We start from the raw sequence: 20,991 nt of genomic DNA, 5'->3' as shown, positions 1-20,991 counted from the left end.
ACTTTCATCCGAAAGGGCTCTCCTATTCATTTGTTCAGACTACACAAGACGTCTTACAGAAGTAATGGTTCTGTATGCAGCGTTGTTGCTGATCTTGATTCCATCTCTGGAGTTGGAAGCATGTACGATCTGTCCATTTCCCATATAGATTGCAACGTGTCCGCCATAGCAGATCAGATCACCTGGCTGTGCATCTGCATAAGATACTTCATATCCTGCATTCTGCTGCTCATAAGAGGTTCTTGGAAGGCTTACGCCGAAGTTTGCATATACACTCTGTACAAAACCGGAGCAGTCAGCACCGTTTGTAAGGCTTGTTCCGCCCCATACATACGGATTTCCAACGAACTGTGTCGCATAATCTACAACAGAAGATCCTGAACCGGAAGAACTGCTGGAGCTGCTGGATGAGCTGGAAGAGGAATCATCAGAAGAATCATAATCTACTGTATTCTCTGTGTCGATCACATTGCCATACTCATCATATTCATAATCAGAAGAAGTATCGGAAGAACCGCTTACAACGTTTCCATCCTCATCATACTCTACCTCCTCGGAAGAATCATAATCTCCGTTCTCCTCAGCTTCCTGTGCTGCTGCGGCTGCGGCAGCCTCTGCTTCTGCCTGGCGTCTTGCTTCTTCCTCAGCTGCAATACGCTCTGCCTCAAGCTGCTCGATTTCAGCCTGCTGCTGTTCCAAAAGGTTTGCATACTCGGTTGCCTGCTGCTGTGCATATGCGATCTCGTTCTCGCAATCTGCATTGTTGGCGCGGGTTACATCCAGCTGATACTGAAGGTTGGACTGCTGAGCCTCATACTCTTCTTTCATTGTCTCGAAATCAGCTTTCTCCTGCTGATACTGATCTTCTAACTTCTGAACCTCTTCAATCGTTCTTGCATATTTCTGAAGGCTCTCTCTATCCTGCTCGTACATCTGCTGTGTGTACTCAGCTCTTGTAAGAAGATCTGCAAGGTTATCTGCGTTCAGCATCATCTGGAACCATGCATTGTTTCCACCTTTTTCGTAAAGGTACTGGATACGTTTCTTCATGGAGCTGTACTGTTTATCTTTGGCGTTCTGAGCCTTGGTCAGGTCGCCTTCTGTTTTCTCAATTTCGGCCTGTTTGGAAGCGATATCATTCTCAAGAGTCTGAATGGAAACCATTACATTTACAAGATCAGAATTCAAAGATTCGATCTGGCTCTCAAGCTGCTGTTTCTGCTCCCACAAAGCACTCATACGCTCATATGTAGCATCCAGCTGCTGGCTTGTCCAAGCCTGCTCTTCTCTTAAGTCGCTCTCACGGTCAGCCATTACGCTTACTGCCTGTGAGCCGCACATTAAAATTGCCAGTGTCAGACATACAATTCTTTTCTTCATGTTTCATCACCCTCGTTAATCTTTTTGATAATCTAAATAGCTCAATTTGTAAGATGTTTGCAATATCTTTTTCAATCTTGCTACATATTAACACACCCTTGAAAAGATTTCAACCCTAAATTGCAATAAATTTTAAATTTCTGTAACATTTCGTAATATATTTGTTTTAAACAAGTCAACCACATTCTGTGAATCCGGCTTGTTATCGCGGCAGCCGCCGAATTCTTATGCAATCTCCAGCTTGTTGTTTATAAAAAAGAAGGAAACCAGCGTCTTCACTGATTTCCTTCTATAAAATATCTTATTAATTCTTATTACTTGCCAAACAGATCATACAGGATCTGGTCTGCTGTCATGTTTCCATAACCATCCGGATCAGAAAGAACACTGCTGTTCCATCTTAAGAAATTACCATTACGGATGTAATTTCCAACTGAAGGATGATAGCTAAAAATGTTATATCCAGCATACATGGACATGTACTTCTTCGCCAATGCAACTGCCTGGCTGGAATAATCACCTGTAGGAGTGGTGGTTCCAGAAATCTGAACACCAGCCTGTGGGGTAGAATGTACGATTACAACACTCTTGTCACTGCACTGTCCGATTACGATCCAGGTATGTCCGGAGTTATATCCAATATCGCCAGGCTTCAGTGTCCATCCATTCTGGGACAGATAGCTCTGATTTACAATGCTTCCCCAGCCTTTGCCTGAATAGTAGCTTCCGATTTCACCGGATACAACCGTATATCCATATCCTACATTTGACTGTGTCTGCATTACCTGATAAGCAGCCCATCCTACAAATCCGGAACAGTCAAATCCCTTCGCTCTATTCGAAGTAGAAAGATCACGATAATTATTGTAATTATAGGCAGATGGATTGGAAGACCATTTGTTATACCAGTCTGTCATTGTCTGGCTCAGACCTTTTCTTGTGGAATCATTCCAGCCGCCGCCCCATACATAAAGGGCTTTTCCAACAGGCTGCAATGCGCCAAGCAGATAGTTCTTAATGGTCTTGGTACCTGTATTGGTACTTGGAGTCGGTTCATCCTTCTTCTCGCCCAGGCAGATACCTGCACTTGAAAATTCATATTTCACGCCATCAATGGTCTGGATACCAGTATACATGGCGCCTGATGTCTTATCAAAGTAGTACTTGGTTCCTTTATCCTTATTCTCTACCCAGCCAGTCGCCATGGCGCCTGTGCCGCTGTAGAAATAATATGTAATATTATTGATCTTCTTAAAGCCAACCGCCATAATACCGTTGGTGGAAGTAGAGGAAGTACTCTGGAAATAACGCTTCACGCCAGAAGAGCTTGTCAGCCAGCCTGTTGCCATAATTCCGGTCTTGGAGAAATATCGGGTATTTCCTTTGCTGTCCTTTACAAAACCAGTAGCTGCAACTCCTGACTTCGAATAGAGATAATAGGTCTTACCTCCCAGCTTCAGCCACTTCGTCTTCATATAACCGGTAGACGGGGCAAAATAGCGTCTCTGTCCTTTGGAATTGGAGAGCCAGCCTGTTACCATAACACCAGCTTTGCTTGTGAAGTAACGCTTTCTTCCCTTGCTGTCTGTCAGCCAGCCTTTCACCTGAACACCGTTGGATTTCTTAAAGTAGTATTTCTTGCCGTTCAGTGTTAACCAGCCTTTGACTTTCTTGCCATTTTTGTAGTAGTATGTTTTTCCATTTACTGTACGGAATCCATTCTTTGTCGCTGCCTGCACCTCTGTAGAGGATGCATGACATGTAAAACCAGCTGCCATGACCATCAGAAGCAGCAGGATACTCCACAGTCTGAATTTTTTGCGTTTGCTTTGCATACTTACCTTCCTTTTTTAAATCGTTTTGATATTTTTATCACAAGTTTTACAAAGTTGTTACATCTTTATGTAGCTCATTATATTACAGATTCTGCTTACCGTCAACATGAAAGTAAAACTCTGTAAGATTTGCACAACATTTCCGTATAATTTTTAGAACTTGCGTAAAAGCAAAATATCGATCACAGGGGACTTTGGCTCGTTACCCGTTATCGCCGCAGCTGCCAGGTTCTTATGCGATCGCGTCTTTTTCCCACACATGAAAAAGGACAGCTCCCACAAAATTGCAGAAGCTGTCCTCTTTTTATCTTTTGTAATATATCTGTTATAGATTATAACAGATGTTTTCTTAATTCTTCCCCGCTTGCAGCGCTTAAATAAGCTGGTGCCACATCAAATACGGTCTTGCAGCCCTTCTGACCTTCCTGGTTCATGCGGTATGCAGCTCTTGCATATGCTACGATCACAGAAGAAGTAAATTCCGGGTTGGAATCCAGCTTCAGGCTGTACTCGATCACATGGCTGTTCTCATCGTTCCAGCCAGTCTTTCCAGTACGGATCACAAATCCACCGTGTGGAATTCCGCTGTGGTCACGTTTCAGCTCTTCTTCAGAAATGAAATGTACAGTGGTATCATACTCATCAAAATAGTTCGGCATGGTCTTGATCTCGTTCTCGATTCTTGCAAGATCAGCGCCTTCCTCAGCTACCACAAAACACTCTCTTGTGTGTTTCTCTCTTGTAGTAAGCTCCGGGTTCTTGCCGCTTCTTACTGCTTCCAGTGCAGACTCAACCGGGATTGTGTACTGCTTGCCGTCTTTTACACCTTTGATGCGGCGGATTGCATCAGAATGTCCCTGGCTTACGCCTTTGCCCCAGAATGTGTAATCCTTTCCATTGGTCAGGATTGCATTTGCATACATACGGTTCAGGGAGAACATTCCTGGATCCCAGCCTACGGAAATAATTCCAACATGTCCATTCTCAGAAGCTGCTTTATCAACATTAGCAAAATGCTCCGGAATTCTCTTATGAGTGTCAAAGCTGTCTACTACATTAAACCACTGGGCATATTTCGGTGTCTGCTCTGGCAGATCCGTAGCACTTCCGCCGCAAAGGATCATAACATCGATCTGATCTTTCATCTTCTCGGCGTCATCTACAGAATATACCTTGGCTGTCTCAGTCAGGATCTTAACCGTTTCAGGAGCACGACGGGTAAATACACCCACCAGTTCCATATCAGGATTGTGTTTGATGGCGCACTCTACGCCACGTCCTAAGTTACCATATCCCAGAATACCAATACGAATACTCATTATCTGATTCCTCCTATACCACCGCATACCGGATGCTCTGCATCACCTTTTGAAAAAGCAGGTTGGACTGCGGTATCTATCTCTATTTCACGCTTTAACAGTTTAATACGTGTGAGTTTTCTTGTCAATTGCTTTTTGTAGAAAATTAGCAGCACAGCACGCCGCTTCCCGGGCAGCACATTCCACAAAGGGCATTTGCCAGACAAAGTTTCAGGCACATATCATCCCCAGCCACTGGCATTCCGCCAAATGGCCCCTGCTGGGTCTCATACCAGCTTCCGCCGCCTTCCATCCGGTTCAGAAGCATACGATACTGCTGGTTATTCGGCTCCAACCGCACAGCTTCCCGGATATGCTCAAGCGCTTTTACATTATTTCCCATTCCCATATTGGCCATGGAAGAAATGTAATACCACTCTCCATTCTTCTGGTAAAGGGAATTCAGCACATTCATAGCCTCCTGATAATGTCCGCTCTGGACAAAATTTGCCGCCGCACGTCTGCGGACGCTCTCTTCATCCTCGTAGGTACTCTGGCGCTGCTGTCCTCCGAAACCTCCGAAGCCGCCATATCCATAACCGCCGTATCCACCAGAAGCTCCGCCGCTGCTTCCATACTCCCGTTCTTTCATGATCTGTTCGTATGCCTGCTGCACTTCTTTAAACTTCTCTTCTGCCTGGTCCTTGTTCGGATTATTGATATTGGCGTCCGGATGATACTTCCGGCTCAGCTTTCTGTACGCCTTTTTAATTTCTTCATCTGTCGCATTTCTGGAAACTCCCAGTACGCTATATGGATCCAACATGTTCTTTCTCCCGTTCTTCCCTGCGCTTCCTGCTCACTTCCTCAAAGCGGCACCACACACCGGAATATAAAATGTTCCGAAGAATATCCCCATATTTTATAATAGGAAGCTTCTCGAATTCTCTGCAGGTTTCCGCCATCATCATCATGAGGATCTGGCGTACTTCCCCCTCAAACCCTTCCATTGTATATTTTTTTGCGAAAGGATTGTAATCTTTATTTTTCACATCCTCTTCCACATCATCATATGCGTCCAGAAGATAAATGAATTTTCCAAGATAAAAGCCTATTCTTCGAAGGCTTCTCTCCCACTCATCCTGCCTGTAGGCAAGGATCTCCTCCATAATATGCCCGAAGATTCCGGACATTCTGTCAATGTCTGTCTCTCCCTCTTTTTCCAAAGCGGAAAGCTCATCCAGAAGCTCCACGATCCGCTTCGCCTTATCCGGATAAAGCTTTAACAGACGGTTATTTTTCCCCTCCAGAAGCTTTGCATAGCCAAGCTTCACATATTTTCGGTCGTCATTCCAGTCGTCCAGACATTTATAATAAGTAAGAAGAATGTTCATGTCTGCACAGTACTCTGTCATCACATTCTTCCGCACTGGCTGCTTTCTCACCGGATGAAGCACACATCTGGTTGTTCCTTTATAGGTCTTCGGCTCATAAAGCCCGGAAAGTAGCATGATCACAAAGGTCATGTCATAACTCAGTGTAATCTGACCGGAAATCCCGTATTTCTCCCGCAATTCCCTGCAAAGACCGCAATAAAAGGATCTGTACATGTCAAAATCCTTCATCTTGATCTCCGGCTTGTTCATCACAATATATCCAAACATATCAGCGCCTCTTTATAAATTTTGTGTGACACTTTGGACATTCGATCTCCACTTTCTTAAAACCGCCTCTTGGAATACGGATCTTCTGGCCGCAGCCCGGGCAGCTGTAAATATGATAATCCTTGCGCTGGCTCATCATCCGCTTTTCTTTCTGGAAACGGGCTCTTAATTTGTCCGTTGCCTGCAGATATTTCTGATTTTCCTGATAACGCTTGGAAATATTTTTGGAAAAGATTCTGAAATAAGTATACACAATTGCTGCCATACCAAACAGATCCAGGAAAGTTCCAATTCCACTTCTGGTTCCGGTAAACAGAGTCAGCACAATAGCAACCAGTGCCACTCCCATAGTAAATCTGGAAAACTGATCCACTCCATTACGTCCCTGCATAAACCTCATAAATTTTTCTCTCAATAGAATGCCTTCTTTCTTTGGCGCTCACCTGCTGACAGGCAAGCGGCTGATTTTTGAAACGCTATATACTTCTCCCTATTCCTAACCCTGTACAACGAACCATGACCATCTGGCAGCTTCCTATCTGTCGCTGCAAACCTGGAAAATATAGAATTTCAAATAATAAGACTCATCTGCAGACCACAGGATCGGATGATCCGGTGCCTGGGTGCGGTATTCCACCTGACGGAGGCGCTTGTGCACATTCTTGGCAGCCTGTCCAATGGTCTGGGTAAAAAGCTCATAGTCCATAAAATGTGAACAGGAGCAGGTGGCAAGAAAGCCGCCGTCCTTTACCAGCTTCATGGCACGTAAGTTGATCTCACGGTAACCCTTTACCGCATTCTTGATGGAGCTTCTTGACTTGGTAAACGCTGGGGGATCCAGAATTACCACGTCGTATTTCTCCCCCTTCTCTTCCAGTTCTGGAAGAAGGTCAAATACATCCTCACAGATAAATTTCACTGAGTCAGAAAGTCCGTTTAAGGCTGCATTGGCTGTGGCCTGGTCTACTGCAAGCTGTGAAGCATCCACACCAGTTACCTCTTTTGCTCCTGCATATCCTGCATTTAAGGCAAAAGATCCGGTATGGGTAAAGCAGTCCAGAACTCTGGCGTTCTTGCAAAGCTTCTGGATAGCCAGACGGTTATATTTCTGATCCAGGAAAAATCCGGTCTTCTGGCCATCTTTTACATCAACCTGGTACTTCACTCCATTTTCCACAATTTCAACCAGGGTAGGAAATTCTTCTCCGATAAAGCCCTTGTATGGCTCCATTCCCTCCTGCTTGCGGACCTTCACATCACTTCGCTCGTACACGCCGCGGATCTGAATCCCATCTTCTGCCAGAACTTTTTTCAAAAGTTCTACCAGCATTTCTTTGTAGCGGTCAATTCCAAGTGCAAGGGACTGTACCACCAGCACATCAGAAAACTTATCTACAATAAATCCAGGCAGGAAATCTGCCTCTCCGAAGATCACACGGCAGCTGGAGGTGTCTGTCACCTTCTTACGGTACTCCCATGCATCCCGAATTCTTTTCTCGAAAAAGCCCTCGTCAATTATGGTATTCTCATCTCTGGAAAGAAGACGCACCAAAATCTTGGAATTGGTATTGATAAATCCTCTTCCCAGAGGATATCCATCAAAATCATGAACCAGTACAATATCTCCATTTACAAAGCTTCCCATAATAGAAGCCACTTCATTATCAAAAATCCACATTCCGCCGGATTTTAAAAGGCGTCCTTCTCCCTTTTTCAGGGTTACTACTGCCAGACTCATAGCACTTCTCCTTTGCTTTTGCGATTTAGATAGTATTGTAGCACACAATCCCTGGTTTTACCAGTGTTTCCAGGGGTTCTGGGGAAAAGTCACAGAAATTTCATGAATCTTAAAATTTTATAAAACGCCCGCAGATAGGCTTTCCCATCCTAAAATAAAGTCTCTTTTCCATTTATAACGAAAAAAGCTCCGGAATGCATTCAAACATTCCAGAGTTTTCAATTCTTTACACTTTATTTCGCATTTGCTGCAACATGTACATCGATCAGGTTTGCCTTGATTAAAGCCGGGCGGACTGCATTGTAAATGATCACAACCAGAATGGTTGATACGATTGCATTTACAAAAGTAGCACCAGCGCTTAATTTTGCAAGAATGCTCGCAACCTCCTGAGGCTGTCCAAGAATGTACTGTTTGTAGAAGTAGCCAACGATAGGATCTGCGATCACGTTAAATGCAAGACCTGCGATGGAAGCGATCAGGCTCCATTTAAATACGTATTTCTTATCGTTGGTCTCATTGATCTTGGCAATCTTGTGGGCTACAAGACCGGTAACAAGGCCAATGCAAAGCTTCAAAACGAATGTTTTCGGTGCTCCTGTAATGTAAACCGGATCCATAAGGTCTGCGATGGTCATTCCAATGGAACCTGCAAGACCGCCGTACCAGCCGCCCAGAAGCAGTGCACCAAGTACGCAGAAGGTATTTCCAATGTGAAGGGAAGTGGCATCTCCACCTGGTACCGGAATCTTAATCTGTAAAAATGTGAAGGATACGTAGCAAAGTGCTGCAAGAAGTGCCGTCTCCGCAAGTTTCATAACGGTAGAATTCTGTTTGTTCATATGTTTCTCTCTCTTTCCCGGAACTTTAATAAGGTTCCCTTTAATCAACGTTTATCTTACCCATATACTGACATGTCTTCAATGGACAGTTTTGAAGTTTTTTACAGGGTCAGTTTAACGTGCTACCCGCGCAAAAGGAGCAGCAGGTTCACTATCCTCACAGTTACACTCTTTGCGGAATCGCACCTGCTGGATCGTTACAAAAAAGGGACAGAAACAAATCTTTTAATATAGATTCATTTCTGTCCCTTATCTTTTTAAATTTGTAAGCAACAACCAGGAATTCACTTATTTGCTGATTCTCTTAGTGATTCAGCATTTTCACCGTTTTTATCGTTCCTGTATTTACAGCATCCCTGAGATTATTCTTCGTAATCCTCCTCAGCAATCGCCTCATCGTAAGAGTCCTCGCCAACCTCATCTGCTGCGCTGTCGTCAATTGTTACATCCTCGGAAGCATCTGCGCCGTCGTAAGTATCCGTAACTTCTCCATACAGCTTCTCGAAGAACTTCATAGTATCTTTATATAAGGTCTCTTTATCTTCAGAAGAAACCGCAGTACCAAGAACATCAATATCCTCGGAGGTTGCGCCGTCATCGATCACATCAATGCCGAAAAGCTTCTTCAGCTCTTTATCCAGCATGTTCAGCTCTGGAGTCACATACTGCTCTGTGCCATCTGTCTCGTAAGAAACAGCTCCATTGCCAAGGATTCCAAGATATTTCTGAAGAACCTTGATGGAAAGCTTATTCGCAGTATCGGAATCCAATGTAACGGTAGATGCAGCATCTGCTCCCATTGCCTCATAAAGAGCATCCTCGTCCCCTTCGTACTCGCCCTTGCAGAAGGTCTTCGCCTGGTCGAATTTTGCCTTGGCATCATCACTTAAGAAGTCTGTAGCCAGCTGGGATACGTCTGTGATCTCATCTGTGGTATCGGAACCATCACCAACTTCACTAATGTCTCCATCTGTGTTCTCTTCGCTGCCATCTTCTGCAGTATCGTCTGCGCTTGCATCATCTGTATTCTCAGTTCCATCCTCTGTAGGGAATTCTTCCCACTGCTCCTCAGCAGAGCTGTCTGCTCCAGTTTCCTCTGCCAGTCCCGGATCCTCTGTGGAGCTCTCGATCACATTGTCGCCAAGTGCACTCTGATCTACATTGTCCACGATGCTGTCCGTATCTTCCTCGTCAGAAGAATCATCGCTCTCGTCAGCCTGGCCTGTTACGTTGTCATTTACACGCTCCAGAGTCTCCTGCATTTCAGAATAATCATAATTCTGCTCTGCAATCTGCTTCAGCAGGTTCACAATGGTATTGATCTCATCATCAGAAAGAGAGACATTATTATTATTGGAGATATTTACGACAATGTTGTAGATATCGTCTGCATTCTGGATATTGTCTGCAATAACCTGCATCTTCGCCTGGTTGATAACGGTGGTGGCATCGTTCTGTCCTACAGAGTCTGCAAGATTACCAGTCACTACCATCTCCTCAGTAGCAAGCTCCTTCTTCGTCTCGTCAAGCTTCTCACCGCTGGCTGTCTCATAAGCCATCTGGATACCGGTAAGAGCTCCTGTACCAGATACCTCAAACGGGCAGGCAGCTACAACTTCACAGTTGGTCACACCAGAGGTGGAAAGGGAACTTGCGATCATATTGCAGGTAACCCAGTTCAGGTTCGCGGTACGGACCTTGATGCCGCCGGAAGTGGTTGGCTTCACATATGCGCAGCTGACTGTTCTGGTACCGATCTGCTCCAGCGGAACATATGCACTTAAATGATCTCTCTCATCCTGATTGGTAACATAGATGATCTGTGCCTGGCTGGAATCAACCTTAAAATATCTCAGCATGGTGTTCTTCTGATCCTCGGAAAGATCTGCTCCAAGTGTGACAACCTTCATGGCATCTGCCATCGCCGGAATTGTCGGAACCATGCTTCCCATAACCATGGATGCGCTGCAAAGCAGCGTAGCAAATAATTTACCTTTCTTCATAACATTTCCTCCAACTTTCTGTCTGGATTATACTCAGATCTGTGCTTGCAGATCTTCTCAATTGGTAAACACATTATAGCATACTTTTTCTCAAATTTGTAATTTTAATTATCGTTTTGGTCCACTTTTCGAAAATATGTTTGCAATCTGATGATCGGTACTTTATAGCATATTCCAGATTACCATCCACTATTTCAGTACTTTGTCCAAAACCTCCTGAACCGTCTTCACAGGTGTGATTTCCAGTTTCTCTTTCACTTCCTCTGCCACATCCTCCAGGTCATCCACATTTTCATAAGGTATAAACACATGTTTTACACCAGCCCGCTGGGCAGCCATCAGTTTCTCCGGAAGCCCGCCGATCGGCATAACACCGCCCCGAAGGGATACTTCTCCTGTCATGGCGATTTCAGATGGCGCAGGCTTACCTGTTACTAGGGAAGACAAAGCCGTTACCAGTGTAATACCTGCTGATGGTCCGTCCTTAGGAACAGCCCCGGCCGGAACATGGATATGAAGGTCATTTTCTTTAAACTTATCCGCAAAGTCCGGATAAAGGGACTTTACAAGGGTAATGGCAATCTGGGCAGATTCCTTCATCACGTCTCCCAGCTGTCCGGTAATAATTACTTTTCCATCTCCCTTTGTAAAAGAGGTCTCGATAAAAAGGATCTCGCCCCCTGCACTTGTCCAGGCAAGGCCAGTCACTACACCAGGAGCTGGATTTTCCAGGATTTTCTCGTGATGGATTCCGTGTCCAAGGAATTCCGGCACACGCTTCCCGCTTACGGTAATGCTCTTCTGTTCTCCCTTTACCAGCTTCACAGCTGCGTAACGGCAAAGCACATCCATCTGCTTCTTCAAGCCGCGCACTCCAGCCTCCGCAGTATATTCCTCGATGATCCGGCGGATCGCTTCATCTGTTACTTTCAGATACTGCGCCTTAATTCCCATGCTCTTCATAGCTTTGGGCAAAAGATGGCGTCTGGCGATCTGGAATTTTTCCACTGCTGTGTAGCCTGGGAACTGGATCACTTCCATACGGTTCAGAAGCGGCTCCGGAATGGTATCTGTAGAGTTTGCGGTGCACACAAACAATACATTGGAAAGATCATAAGGGACATTCATATAATGATCCGTAAAGTTTCCGTTCTGTTCCGGATCCAGCACCTCCAGAAGGGCACTGGCCGGATCACCGCCGTAATCCTTGGCAAGCTTGTCAACCTCATCCAGCACCATAACCGGGTTGGCTGCGCCGCTTCGTTTCATGCCTTCCATGATCCGTCCAGGCATAGCACCTATGTAGGTTCTTCTATGTCCGCGGATCTCCGCTTCATCACGGATTCCCCCAAGACTGATCCGCACATATTTGCGGTGAAGCGCCCGGGCAATGCTCTGTCCGATGCTGGTCTTGCCGGTACCTGGGGCACCTACAAACAAAAGGATGGAACCGGACTGCTTCTTATTAAGAGCCATCACAGCAAGCTGCTGGATGATCCTCTCTTTTACTTTTTTCAGACCATAGTGGTCTTCGTCCAGGATTTCTTCTGCCTCATTCAGATCAATGGCTGCAGGTTCCTCTGTTTTCCAGGAAAGACTGGTAGCAAAGTCCAGATAATCGTACAACATACCATATTCGTGGCTGTCCTTTCCCTCCTGTTTCATACGGTTCAGAACCTTCTCCGCTTCCTTGCGGGCTTCCTCATTCATGCCAGATTCCTGGATCTTCTTCTGGAAACGGCGCACATCGGAAATATTCTCCGGATGCATTTCGTCCAGCTGCTGCTGAAGAAATTCGATCTGCTTCTTGATGGCAGACTCCCGGTAAACCTTTTCGTTGGAATTCTTCTGGGCCGTCTCTGCTTCCTCGCTAACGCGGAAAATCTCCATCAGCTCATAGACAGCCTCTTCCATCAGACGCATACGCTCTTTTCTGGAATCCACCTCGATCATGTGGTATTTTTCTTCCCAGGAAAGGCTCATATAACCAGCCAGGGCACTGACAGCCTCCGGATAGCTTTTCCAGTGATAGATCATGCTCCGTACCCAGACACCCCACTGGAATCCTTTTGCAAAATCCATCAGTTCTTTCTTGATCTTATCAAACTTCACCTTCTCTTCCTCCGGGGAAATGTCCTGAATATCCGGAAGGTCAACGGCTTCTGCCTGCACGACTCCATCCACATATTCTACAGCCGTTACCTGTACCCTGCCTTTCGTCGTAACCTTGACGCTGCCTTCCTCATCTATGCTCTCAATGGTTCCCATTACTCCCACTGGAAAAATATTTTCCATGGAAATTTCCTCTGGAGCCATCTCTTTTTTCTGTAAAACAAAGAGAATTTCTTCTCCTATATTCTGTTCTTTGATCCTGCCTTCCGGAAACATATCTTTTTTAAAGAAAAATGTAACTTCCGGTAAAAGAAGAAGTTCATAAACTGGTATTGTGATCATACATGTTTCCTCCTTGTATTATCAGCACTCGTTTATTATGAGTGCCAGAGTTATTTTATAGAAAATGGCGAACTCATATGAATTCGCCATCAGATTCTATGATAGTTCATTATAACACTAAATTTAGATTTTGCAATAAAAAACGAACTAAAACACGCTCTGCAAATTTTGCTGGTTATCGCAGCAGCCATTCCCTTAGTTTTGCATATAAATCTGCTCCCCTTTTACCAGCGCAAAAGTGGAAAGGTTTTCCCCGTCCAGATTCGTTTTGTGCATATCTACTGCACTGATCTGATGATTGTCGTAGGTATTGTAATAGTAGATTCCCTTATCTGCATTGCAGCAGGAGGTATACAGGGTAATCTCATACTTGTCTTCTCCCAGCTTGCAGCAGCCTCTTTGCTGATCCACACTGCCAAGGATGTGGAAAAACTGGCTTACGCTTTCTGCCTCAGAATCCCCAGACAGAGAATTCATTTTCACAAAAGCCACTCTCACAAATCTGGACTGGGAAGAAAGATCTCCCGGAAGGCCCAGGCCTCCCATTCCACGGCTATACTGGTTCAGGTCCAGATCTTTTGAAAACGTATTCTCCCTGTTTTCCACAGCAAGGTGCATATAATTGTTCAGATTGAACATCTGGTACTGAAACGGTGGATTGTTGGTAAGGACACCAACCGGATTTTCATAAATCTTCAAGCCTTCTTCTACAGATTCCAGGGTGATGCACTCTTCTTTATCTGCAATGATCCAGTGCAGCTGGGCCACTGGCAGATTTTCCAGAAATGGAGTGTCGATCAGGTTCATTCCGGCAAGAAGCCTGCGCGCTTCTTTTACAGTCGCACACTTTCCAAGGATCCAGGGGATCAGCTCAAACTGGGTGATGTTGTCCTTTCCCTCCACTGGATTTTTGTAATGGGCATTTCCCACAAAATTAAGGCCGGCAATTCCAAGCCCCTTCTCATTGACTGCATCATAATATAATGGGTAGTCCTGCATCACACAAGCCATTCCGATCATGGCATAGTGACTTTTCAGCTGACCGCCCTGACGCAGGTCAAACACATAGTTTCTGGGAGTGACCACCACCTGGTCTCCATAAGAAATCTCATAATCCAATGTTCTTCCGAAATAGAAATCCTTTGTTTTATAGGTTGCTGCTGTACACATAATCGGTTCCTCCTACACTTATTTTCGCCCTTTGTGCAATTGCGCTTCACAATGGCCAGCCCCTTCCATCCCCGTTACTGTTCACTCCGTGACTAGCAAACCGTCCCTCAGATCATCCTGAATCATCGAACAGGCTGCATTGCAATTTGCCGCTCATCATGTTATGATTGATAAAACTATATGCGAAAAATATTTTTTACTATTTTCTCAATTAGTGGGATATATTGTAACACATAATTTTCGATTTTAAACTGTTTTTTCATAATTTTAGACTTTTTTAAGAAAGGACGTTCCTATGAATAAATCCATTGCAGTCGCTGGTACTGGCTATGTCGGGCTTTCCCTTTCTGTTCTTCTTGCACAGCATAATCATGTTACTGCGGTTGACATAATTCCAGAGAAGGTTGCTCTGATCAACAAACGCAAATCCACCATCCAGGACGAATATATTGAAAAATATCTGGCAGAAAAAGAGCTGGACCTTACTGCCACCACAGATGGCGCATCTGCCTATCAGTCGGCTGACTTTGTAATCGTGGCGACTCCCACCAACTATGACAGCCGGAAAAATTATTTCGACACTTCCTCCGTGGAAGCAGTCATTGACCTGGTTACAAAGGTAAATCCTTCTGCCGTTATTGTGATCAAATCCACAATTCCCGTTGGATATACCAAATCTGTACGCCAGAAATTCCATAACCCTAATATTATTTTCAGCCCGGAATTTCTCCGGGAATCCAAGGCGCTTTATGACAATCTTTATCCCAGCAGGATCATTGTTTCCTGCGATGAGAAGACTGCCGAAGCTGCCCATACTTTCGCTGATCTTCTAAAAGAGGGCGCTTTGAAGGAAAACATTGATACCTTATTTATGGGCTTCACAGAAGCGGAAGCGGTAAAGCTTTTTGCCAACACCTATCTGGCCCTTCGCGTTTCTTATTTTAATGAGCTGGATACTTATGCAGAAATAAAGGGGCTGAACACCCGTGATATTATAAACGGCGTGTGTCTGGATCCCAGGATCGGAACCCATTACAACAATCCCTCTTTCGGATATGGCGGCTATTGTCTGCCCAAAGACACCAAGCAGCTGCTCGCTAACTATGATGATGTCCCACAGAATATGATGTCCGCCATTGTGGAGAGCAACCGCACCCGCAAGGATTTTATTGCAGACCAGGTGCTTCAGAGAACTGGCTATTACAGCTATAATGAGGACAATCTGTACCAGTCTGCCATGGAAAAAGAGGTGGTGATCGGCGTCTACCGACTGACCATGAAAAGCAATTCTGACAACTTCCGCCAGAGCAGCATCCAGGGGGTTATGAAGCGGATCAAGGCAAAAGGAGCCACCGTTATTATCTATGAGCCTACTTTGGAAAACAGCTCTACCTTTTTCGGAAGCAAGGTGGTAAATGATCTGAAGGAATTTAAAGAAAAAAGCCAGTGCATTCTGGCAAACCGGTATGACCGGGTTCTGGATGATGTGAAGGAGAAGGTGTATACAAGGGATTTGTTTGCCCGGGATTAAGGCAGCTATGTTTTGAATTTCCCAATATATATGATTGCATCAATCGCCAAGATTTCATGCAAACATGGACTTTGGCCCGCCTGTTGCACAAACAATCCCCCTTAAGCAGAATTCCTTATCCGCTTAAGGGGGATCTTAATTTTTACTTTATCCAGTTCTCTATCCGCCTTATATTGCAGCGAATCTCTCAGCCCTCTGCGGACTGTTTTTTAAAATAGTCATTATAGCTATCCAGTACATCCTTACGTCCTCTTACCCTGATGGGAACCTGGGCTCCATTTCGAAGAATAAAATCCTCCTGCACATCTGTAATGTGCTCCATGTTTACCAGATAACTTTGATGACAACGACAAAAACGAGGGTCATCTATCTGTTTCTCCAGATCCCCCAGCTTCTCCGTGGTCTCAATCTCCGAACCGTCCAGCATATGTAAGGTTACCGTATGGCGATCACTTTCCAGATATAAAATTTCATCCACAAATGGATAACGGTACTGTCTTCGGCATTTCACAGAAATACGTTTGCGAAGCTCCGGCTTCAGCAGTCTATGCAAAAGTGCAGTCGTCTGCTCTTCCTCCGCAGGCTTCAACAGATAACCAGATGCCTCCACCTCATAGCTCTCCAGAGCAAAATCAGGCGAAGCAGTCAGAAATACGATCGGCGCCTTTACTCCCAGCTCCCGCAGCTTCCTGGCGGTGTCCATTCCGTTCAGCGCTCCCATATAAATATCAAGAAAAATCAAGTCCGGCCATAGATAGCCGTCTTCGATGTCTGCAAGGAGGCTCTCTCCAGACTCATACTCCTGGATCTGAGCCTCCCCACCATTTTTCTGAAAGTACACCATTAACTGACGCTTCAGCACAAACCGCTCAACTTCCACGTCATCACATATGGCAATTTTGTTTACCAAAGCTCTCCCAAAGCCTCCTTGTACTTTACTTTTTTATTATAACAGAAAATTCCATCTTTTGGAAAAATCTGCATAATCGTCATGTTTTCGAGCATAATCCTCAATTTTTGAAGCTTCTGCAGAGCCTTTCCAACTTTTTCCTTCATACTTTTGAAATTTCCATACATCTATAATAGTTTTCTGATAAAAATATATCACTAAAAAAAGCACTCGTCAAGTAAGGATTAACTATCTGAAATATAAAAAATACCGCAGCAGATCCAGTTTTTCGTGGATTTTGCCTGCTGCGGCTGTTCTATTTTATATTATGACTCTCCAGGAATGCTGAATGGTCATGAGTTTTTAGTTGGCAGAATCTTCAGACTCAGCTGCTGTATCATCAGAAGTGGAATCTGTTGTCTCCTCTGCTGTACTATCTTTAGACTCTGTGTCGGAAGCATCACCTGCATCAGAAGCTTCTGCTTCTGAATCGGTCTGACCTTCTTCTGCATCCTTGCTATCCTCTGCAAGAACAGTTGCTGACTCAACTTTTCCGTCTTTATCCAGTTTCAGGATGATAACATCGCCTTCCTTGATGTCAGCTGCCTTGATCGTAGAAATCTGGGCATCTTCACCAACTACCATTGTATAGACATCATCTGCTTTTTCATCCTCAGCAGCTGCGGCATCTGTATCTTCTGTTGTCTCATCTGCTGCAGCGTCATCCGCATTCTCGTCTGTAGCTTCTGCATCATCCGTTTTCTCGTCTGCTGCTTCGGCATCATCGGTTGCCCCATCTGTAGCTTCGGCATCATCTGTTTTCTCGTCTGCTGCCTCTGCATCATCTGTTGTCGCATCTGTGGCTTCGGCATCATCGGTACTCTCATCTGCAGCTGCAGCATCATCTGCTTCTTTGGCAGCTTCCAGAACCTCAAGCTTGTTATGTCCAGTTGCAGAATACAGTGGCGTATCCTCGCTTATATCATAAGACTGGGTTTCATCCTTCAGCTGCAGAGACATGCTCTCAGATTTCTCCTCAGCTTCCTTCTCCCCATCTTTATTTTCTTCTGTCTTATCTTCACTTGCCTCTTTCAGAACTTCACCTGTTTTTACCTCAATAGAAGTATCGGAAACTTTGGTTACCTGACCGATTATGTATTCTGAAACTTCTGTCTCCTCTTCATCGTCAGCAGCAGCGGCCTCTGTCTCTGTCGCCTCTGCAGTATTATCAGCTGCGAGCACACCTACTGGTGATAAAACCATTGCCATACTTAATACGATTGCTGCATATTTACGTTTCATTGAAACACACATCCTTTCAAATATTAAACACCTATCTGGCATTTTTATGAGGCATATTGGAAATCTTTTTCCATCACCTCTAAAACGATTATTAATATAATCTTAAATTGTGATGGGATTGTGTTTCAATTGTGAGAGAATTGTGATGAATTTCTTAAACAATTCTAAATTCACATACAAAATTAGTTCAATTTTAGCTGCGATTTGCTTCATATACAGCGTCTTTTACAATTCTCTGTTATGAGTTTTTTCTTTTAAGGCTTTCTTTCAGGCTTTGCAAAGATCCTTCACAACTTCTCCAGCTATGATCAGCCCCACTACAGAAGGTACAAACGCCACACTGCCTGGGATATCGCGACGTTCTGTGCACTTATGCTTTGCCCCTGGCGGACAGATACAGTGAGTTCTGCAGCTGATGGACATATCCTCAATTGGTCTTGTGGGGATTTCCTCAGAATAAACTACTTTCAGCTTGTGCACACCGCGCTTCTTCAGTTCCCGGCGCATAACCTTGGCAAGAGGGCATACCTTTGTCTTGTAAATGTCTGCCACCTTGAACTGGCTTGCATCCAGCTTATTGCCTGCACCCATGGAACTGATGATGGGAACCCCTTTCTCCTTTGCTTTCATGACCAGAGAAATTTTGGCCGTAACAGTATCGACAGCATCTACAATATAGTCATATTCCTCGAATGGGAAATCATCTGCATTTTCTGGCAGAAAAAAGCATTTATGTGTTTCCACCTTCACGTCCGGATTGATTTCCAGCATACGCTCTTTCATCACATCGGTCTTATATTTTCCCACTGTTTTTCGGGTTGCAATGATCTGTCGGTTCAGATTGGTAAGGCAGACCTTGTCATCATCGATCAGGTCAAAAGCACCTACCCCGCTTCGTACCAGGGCCTCACACACATATCCGCCAACACCGCCAATTCCGAATACTGCCACTCTGGCGCCGGCAAGCATCTTCATCCCCTCTTCTCCAAGAAGAAGCTGGGTTCTTGAAAACTGATTTAACATATATTATTATCTCCTCACATAAAAAGCCCGGGGAGTTTATCTGCCCAGGCTTTTGTCAACATTACCTTGCGGAAATATTTTATAATGATAGCTTTTTTCTGTCAATTATTTTTTCAGCGTTAAGCCATCTTTAAAGGCATTTCCAACTTTCTCACCAAGAACCAGGTAATCATTGTTTACCGGATCATAGCTGATTGGTTTCAGTTTTGCAGGATCAATGCGTCCGTCTGTAAGGATGCTCTCATCTGCATTGATGTTTACGATCTCGCCTACCAGAATGCCATTTTCGAAACTTTTTACCTTGCACTCAAGTGCCATTGGAAGCTCGTCAATAAGAGGAGCGTTTACAAACTCGCTCTTAGTTGCATGGAATCCGGACTTTGCAAATTTGTCCGGCACTTTTTTCGCAGACTCGATTCCAACATAGTCGCTGGCGGTAACGGTATCAGCAGTTGCCATACTTACAGTGAAGGCGCCCGTCTTGGCCATGTTCTCGGTTGTCTTGTGGTCAGCCATACTGATGCTGATCTCATTCATATCTGTAATAATTCCCCATGCAGCATTCATTGCATCCGGTACGCCATTCTCGTCGTAGGTTGCAACGATCAATACTGGCATTGGATATAACCAGGGTTTTGCTCCAAAATTTACTCTGCTCATAATTTTTGCCTCCTGTTTTCTTAGTTTTTGTTTTCTTAGTTTTTGTTTTCTTAATTTCTTGGTTCTTTGTTTTGATTTTCTTGATTTCTTGGTTTCTATTTTTTCTATATGCTTTCGTTCTTTTTAATAACCGGGCTCGGGACGAGTTAGTTGCAGAAAACTCCATTTATAATAACTTTTCTTCCCATTCAGCTTCCTTAAAGCCTGTAAGAACAGCATCCTCTTTTACGATCAGAGGTCTCTTTACAAGCATACCATTTGTGGCAAGAAGCTGCAACTGCTCCTCCTCACTCATAGCTGGCAGCTTATCCTTCAGCTGCATCTCCTTATAAAGCATACCACTGGTATTAAAAAACCGCTTCAAGGGAAGTCCGCTTCGCTGGTGCCATTCCTTTAATTCTTCGTATGTGGGATTCTTCTCCACAATATGGCGATCCGTATAAGTGACCTGGTGCGCATCCAGCCATTTCTTTGCCTTCTGGCAGGTGGAACATTTAGGGTAATTTATGAATAACATAGGTGACCTCCTTTTTCTCTCTATAGTTTCATATTTTACTCTATCTGATTCCCGTTTGCATAGTCCCAATTATAATTTTTCCCATATTGTCACAGGAACCAATAAATTTTATTTCAAAGCATATTTTCCCTTTTTGCATAATATATAAGTACGTACAGCGTATATACGAGTTCAATTATGAACTGTTCAAATAATAAGCCCAGAAACTGCTGCAATGGGTGCGGAGCCTGCGGCACCTACGTAACCATCCAGGGTCCACCCGGTCCAGTCGGTCCTATGGGACCAAAAGGAGATCGCGGGGAAAAAGGGGAACCGGGTATCCAGGGGCCTGAAGGTGAGAAAGGCGAGCCTGTGGAAACGCCTGTAATTACAGTTGTGGAAGACACACCTTTCTTTCCAACGGCGCAGCCAGATCCTCTATCTGGATCCAGTGGTGCGAGGTTGATGTAAGTTACGATCCGCCTGTTGAATAGACGATTTTGTCCTATAAGTCACGATTTCCCAGAATAAAGCAACGAGATCAAATATTTTCTGCAAATTTCGCCCGTTATCGCGGCAGCCGCCAAGGTCTCATGTAAATGGTGAATAACCAGTCAACTTCCTTGCGTCTCCAAAAGATGAGATAATGGTGTGAAAAGTGTAAAAAGTGTGTTTCACACTTTTCACGAAAAACACCACAGGAGGT

19 protein-coding genes are annotated in these 20,991 nt (G+C 44.5%); 2 read left to right on the top strand and 17 right to left on the bottom strand.

What is annotated here, in order from left to right; translation table 11 throughout:
* Positions 1-39: 39 nt before the first annotated feature.
* From ACTQ50_RS07460 to bsh, 11 genes are all read right to left on the bottom strand, one after another.
* Positions 40-1,380 (bottom strand): C40 family peptidase, encoded by a 1,341-nt coding sequence (locus ACTQ50_RS07460; RefSeq protein WP_441483659.1) that lies wholly within the window; start codon positions 1,378-1,380, stop codon positions 40-42.
* Between the two features lie 314 nt (positions 1,381-1,694).
* Complete coding sequence (locus ACTQ50_RS07455) at positions 1,695-3,215, bottom strand: N-acetylmuramoyl-L-alanine amidase family protein (RefSeq protein ID WP_441483658.1); 1,521 nt, start codon at positions 3,213-3,215, stop codon at positions 1,695-1,697.
* Positions 3,216-3,547: 332 nt separating this feature from the next.
* Complete coding sequence (locus ACTQ50_RS07450) at positions 3,548-4,534, bottom strand: diaminopimelate dehydrogenase (RefSeq protein ID WP_441483657.1); 987 nt, start codon at positions 4,532-4,534, stop codon at positions 3,548-3,550.
* Positions 4,535-4,679: 145 nt separating this feature from the next.
* Entirely contained in the window at positions 4,680-5,339 is a 660-nt protein-coding gene (locus ACTQ50_RS07445; protein ID WP_441483656.1) for a J domain-containing protein, read from the bottom strand.
* Positions 5,323-6,177, bottom strand: a complete 855-nt coding sequence (locus ACTQ50_RS07440) for a DUF5685 family protein (protein ID WP_441483655.1) — start codon at positions 6,175-6,177, stop codon at positions 5,323-5,325. Before ACTQ50_RS07440 ends, ACTQ50_RS07445 begins: the two co-directional genes overlap by 17 nt.
* Before the next feature lies 1 nt (position 6,178).
* A complete protein-coding gene (locus ACTQ50_RS07435) occupies positions 6,179-6,592 on the bottom strand; it encodes a hypothetical protein (protein ID WP_441483654.1) in 414 nt (137 codons plus the stop codon).
* Between the two features lie 120 nt (positions 6,593-6,712).
* Entirely contained in the window at positions 6,713-7,915 is a 1,203-nt protein-coding gene (locus tag ACTQ50_RS07430; RefSeq protein ID WP_441483653.1) for a class I SAM-dependent rRNA methyltransferase, read from the bottom strand.
* Positions 7,916-8,148: 233 nt separating this feature from the next.
* Positions 8,149-8,757: an ECF transporter S component gene (locus ACTQ50_RS07425; protein WP_441483652.1), complete on the bottom strand. Its 609-nt coding sequence runs from the start codon at positions 8,755-8,757 to the stop codon at positions 8,149-8,151.
* Between the two features lie 362 nt (positions 8,758-9,119).
* Positions 9,120-10,760, bottom strand: a complete 1,641-nt coding sequence (locus ACTQ50_RS07420) for a DUF1002 domain-containing protein (RefSeq protein WP_441483651.1) — start codon at positions 10,758-10,760, stop codon at positions 9,120-9,122.
* A 189-nt stretch (positions 10,761-10,949) separates the two neighbouring features.
* Positions 10,950-13,214, bottom strand: a complete 2,265-nt coding sequence (lon, locus tag ACTQ50_RS07415; protein ID WP_441483650.1) for an endopeptidase La — start codon at positions 13,212-13,214, stop codon at positions 10,950-10,952.
* A gap of 195 nt (positions 13,215-13,409) precedes the next feature.
* Positions 13,410-14,384: a choloylglycine hydrolase gene (bsh, locus tag ACTQ50_RS07410; protein ID WP_441483649.1), complete on the bottom strand. Its 975-nt coding sequence runs from the start codon at positions 14,382-14,384 to the stop codon at positions 13,410-13,412.
* A 295-nt stretch (positions 14,385-14,679) separates the two neighbouring features.
* Here bsh and ACTQ50_RS07405 point away from each other — a divergent pair, with 295 nt between their 5' ends.
* Positions 14,680-15,915: a nucleotide sugar dehydrogenase gene (locus ACTQ50_RS07405; protein WP_441483648.1), complete on the top strand. Its 1,236-nt coding sequence runs from the start codon at positions 14,680-14,682 to the stop codon at positions 15,913-15,915.
* A 187-nt stretch (positions 15,916-16,102) separates the two neighbouring features.
* On the opposite strand, the gene ACTQ50_RS07400 is transcribed toward ACTQ50_RS07405, so the two are convergent.
* From ACTQ50_RS07400 to ACTQ50_RS07375, 6 genes are all read right to left on the bottom strand, one after another.
* The gene (locus ACTQ50_RS07400; protein WP_226817985.1) at positions 16,103-16,825 is read right to left on the bottom strand and encodes a LytR/AlgR family response regulator transcription factor; all 723 of its coding nucleotides are present in this window, start codon (positions 16,823-16,825) and stop codon (positions 16,103-16,105) included.
* The gene (locus ACTQ50_RS07395) at positions 16,819-16,971 is read right to left on the bottom strand and encodes a hypothetical protein (RefSeq protein WP_441483647.1); all 153 of its coding nucleotides are present in this window, start codon (positions 16,969-16,971) and stop codon (positions 16,819-16,821) included. The genes ACTQ50_RS07400 and ACTQ50_RS07395 overlap by 7 nt, the downstream gene beginning before the upstream one ends.
* 196 nt (positions 16,972-17,167) lie before the next feature.
* Positions 17,168-18,106: a hypothetical protein gene (locus tag ACTQ50_RS07390; RefSeq protein WP_226817986.1), complete on the bottom strand. Its 939-nt coding sequence runs from the start codon at positions 18,104-18,106 to the stop codon at positions 17,168-17,170.
* Positions 18,107-18,373: 267 nt separating this feature from the next.
* The gene (locus ACTQ50_RS07385; protein WP_441483646.1) at positions 18,374-19,129 is read right to left on the bottom strand and encodes a tRNA threonylcarbamoyladenosine dehydratase; all 756 of its coding nucleotides are present in this window, start codon (positions 19,127-19,129) and stop codon (positions 18,374-18,376) included.
* A 105-nt stretch (positions 19,130-19,234) separates the two neighbouring features.
* Entirely contained in the window at positions 19,235-19,789 is a 555-nt protein-coding gene (locus ACTQ50_RS07380; protein WP_441483645.1) for a flavin reductase family protein, read from the bottom strand.
* Between the two features lie 166 nt (positions 19,790-19,955).
* Positions 19,956-20,306, bottom strand: a complete 351-nt coding sequence (locus ACTQ50_RS07375) for an arsenate reductase family protein (protein WP_441483644.1) — start codon at positions 20,304-20,306, stop codon at positions 19,956-19,958.
* A 177-nt stretch (positions 20,307-20,483) separates the two neighbouring features.
* Here ACTQ50_RS07375 and ACTQ50_RS07370 point away from each other — a divergent pair, with 177 nt between their 5' ends.
* Positions 20,484-20,756: a hypothetical protein gene (locus ACTQ50_RS07370; protein ID WP_441483643.1), complete on the top strand. Its 273-nt coding sequence runs from the start codon at positions 20,484-20,486 to the stop codon at positions 20,754-20,756.
* The last annotated feature ends 235 nt before the right edge of the window (positions 20,757-20,991 follow it).

Origin of the sequence: Blautia sp. Sow4_E7, assembly GCF_052116245.1 — a bacterium.
GTDB lineage: Bacteria > Bacillota > Clostridia > Lachnospirales > Lachnospiraceae > Blautia_A.
Note: the sequence above shows the minus strand (reverse complement) of the source record. Positions and strands in the feature narration are given on the sequence as shown.

What these genes read in the sequence shown, in the direction of transcription:
- ACTQ50_RS07460 (WP_441483659.1), bottom strand. Translation starts at nt 1,380, where the DNA reads ATGAAGAAAAGAATTGTATGTCTGACACTGGCAATTTTAATGTGCGGC.
- ACTQ50_RS07455 (WP_441483658.1), bottom strand. Translation starts at nt 3,215, where the DNA reads ATGCAAAGCAAACGCAAAAAATTCAGACTGTGGAGTATCCTGCTGCTT.
- ACTQ50_RS07450 (WP_441483657.1), bottom strand. Translation starts at nt 4,534, where the DNA reads ATGAGTATTCGTATTGGTATTCTGGGATATGGTAACTTAGGACGTGGC.
- ACTQ50_RS07445 (WP_441483656.1), bottom strand. Translation starts at nt 5,339, where the DNA reads ATGTTGGATCCATATAGCGTACTGGGAGTTTCCAGAAATGCGACAGAT.
- ACTQ50_RS07440 (WP_441483655.1), bottom strand. Translation starts at nt 6,177, where the DNA reads ATGTTTGGATATATTGTGATGAACAAGCCGGAGATCAAGATGAAGGAT.
- ACTQ50_RS07430 (WP_441483653.1), bottom strand. Translation starts at nt 7,915, where the DNA reads ATGAGTCTGGCAGTAGTAACCCTGAAAAAGGGAGAAGGACGCCTTTTA.
- ACTQ50_RS07425 (WP_441483652.1), bottom strand. Translation starts at nt 8,757, where the DNA reads ATGAACAAACAGAATTCTACCGTTATGAAACTTGCGGAGACGGCACTT.
- ACTQ50_RS07420 (WP_441483651.1), bottom strand. Translation starts at nt 10,760, where the DNA reads ATGAAGAAAGGTAAATTATTTGCTACGCTGCTTTGCAGCGCATCCATG.
- lon (WP_441483650.1), bottom strand. Translation starts at nt 13,214, where the DNA reads ATGATCACAATACCAGTTTATGAACTTCTTCTTTTACCGGAAGTTACA.
- bsh (WP_441483649.1), bottom strand. Translation starts at nt 14,384, where the DNA reads ATGTGTACAGCAGCAACCTATAAAACAAAGGATTTCTATTTCGGAAGA.
- ACTQ50_RS07405 (WP_441483648.1), top strand. Translation starts at nt 14,680, where the DNA reads ATGAATAAATCCATTGCAGTCGCTGGTACTGGCTATGTCGGGCTTTCC.
- ACTQ50_RS07395 (WP_441483647.1), bottom strand. Translation starts at nt 16,971, where the DNA reads ATGAAGGAAAAAGTTGGAAAGGCTCTGCAGAAGCTTCAAAAATTGAGG.
- ACTQ50_RS07390 (WP_226817986.1), bottom strand. Translation starts at nt 18,106, where the DNA reads ATGAAACGTAAATATGCAGCAATCGTATTAAGTATGGCAATGGTTTTA.
- ACTQ50_RS07385 (WP_441483646.1), bottom strand. Translation starts at nt 19,129, where the DNA reads ATGTTAAATCAGTTTTCAAGAACCCAGCTTCTTCTTGGAGAAGAGGGG.
- ACTQ50_RS07380 (WP_441483645.1), bottom strand. Translation starts at nt 19,789, where the DNA reads ATGAGCAGAGTAAATTTTGGAGCAAAACCCTGGTTATATCCAATGCCA.
- ACTQ50_RS07375 (WP_441483644.1), bottom strand. Translation starts at nt 20,306, where the DNA reads ATGTTATTCATAAATTACCCTAAATGTTCCACCTGCCAGAAGGCAAAG.
- ACTQ50_RS07370 (WP_441483643.1), top strand. Translation starts at nt 20,484, where the DNA reads ATGAACTGTTCAAATAATAAGCCCAGAAACTGCTGCAATGGGTGCGGA.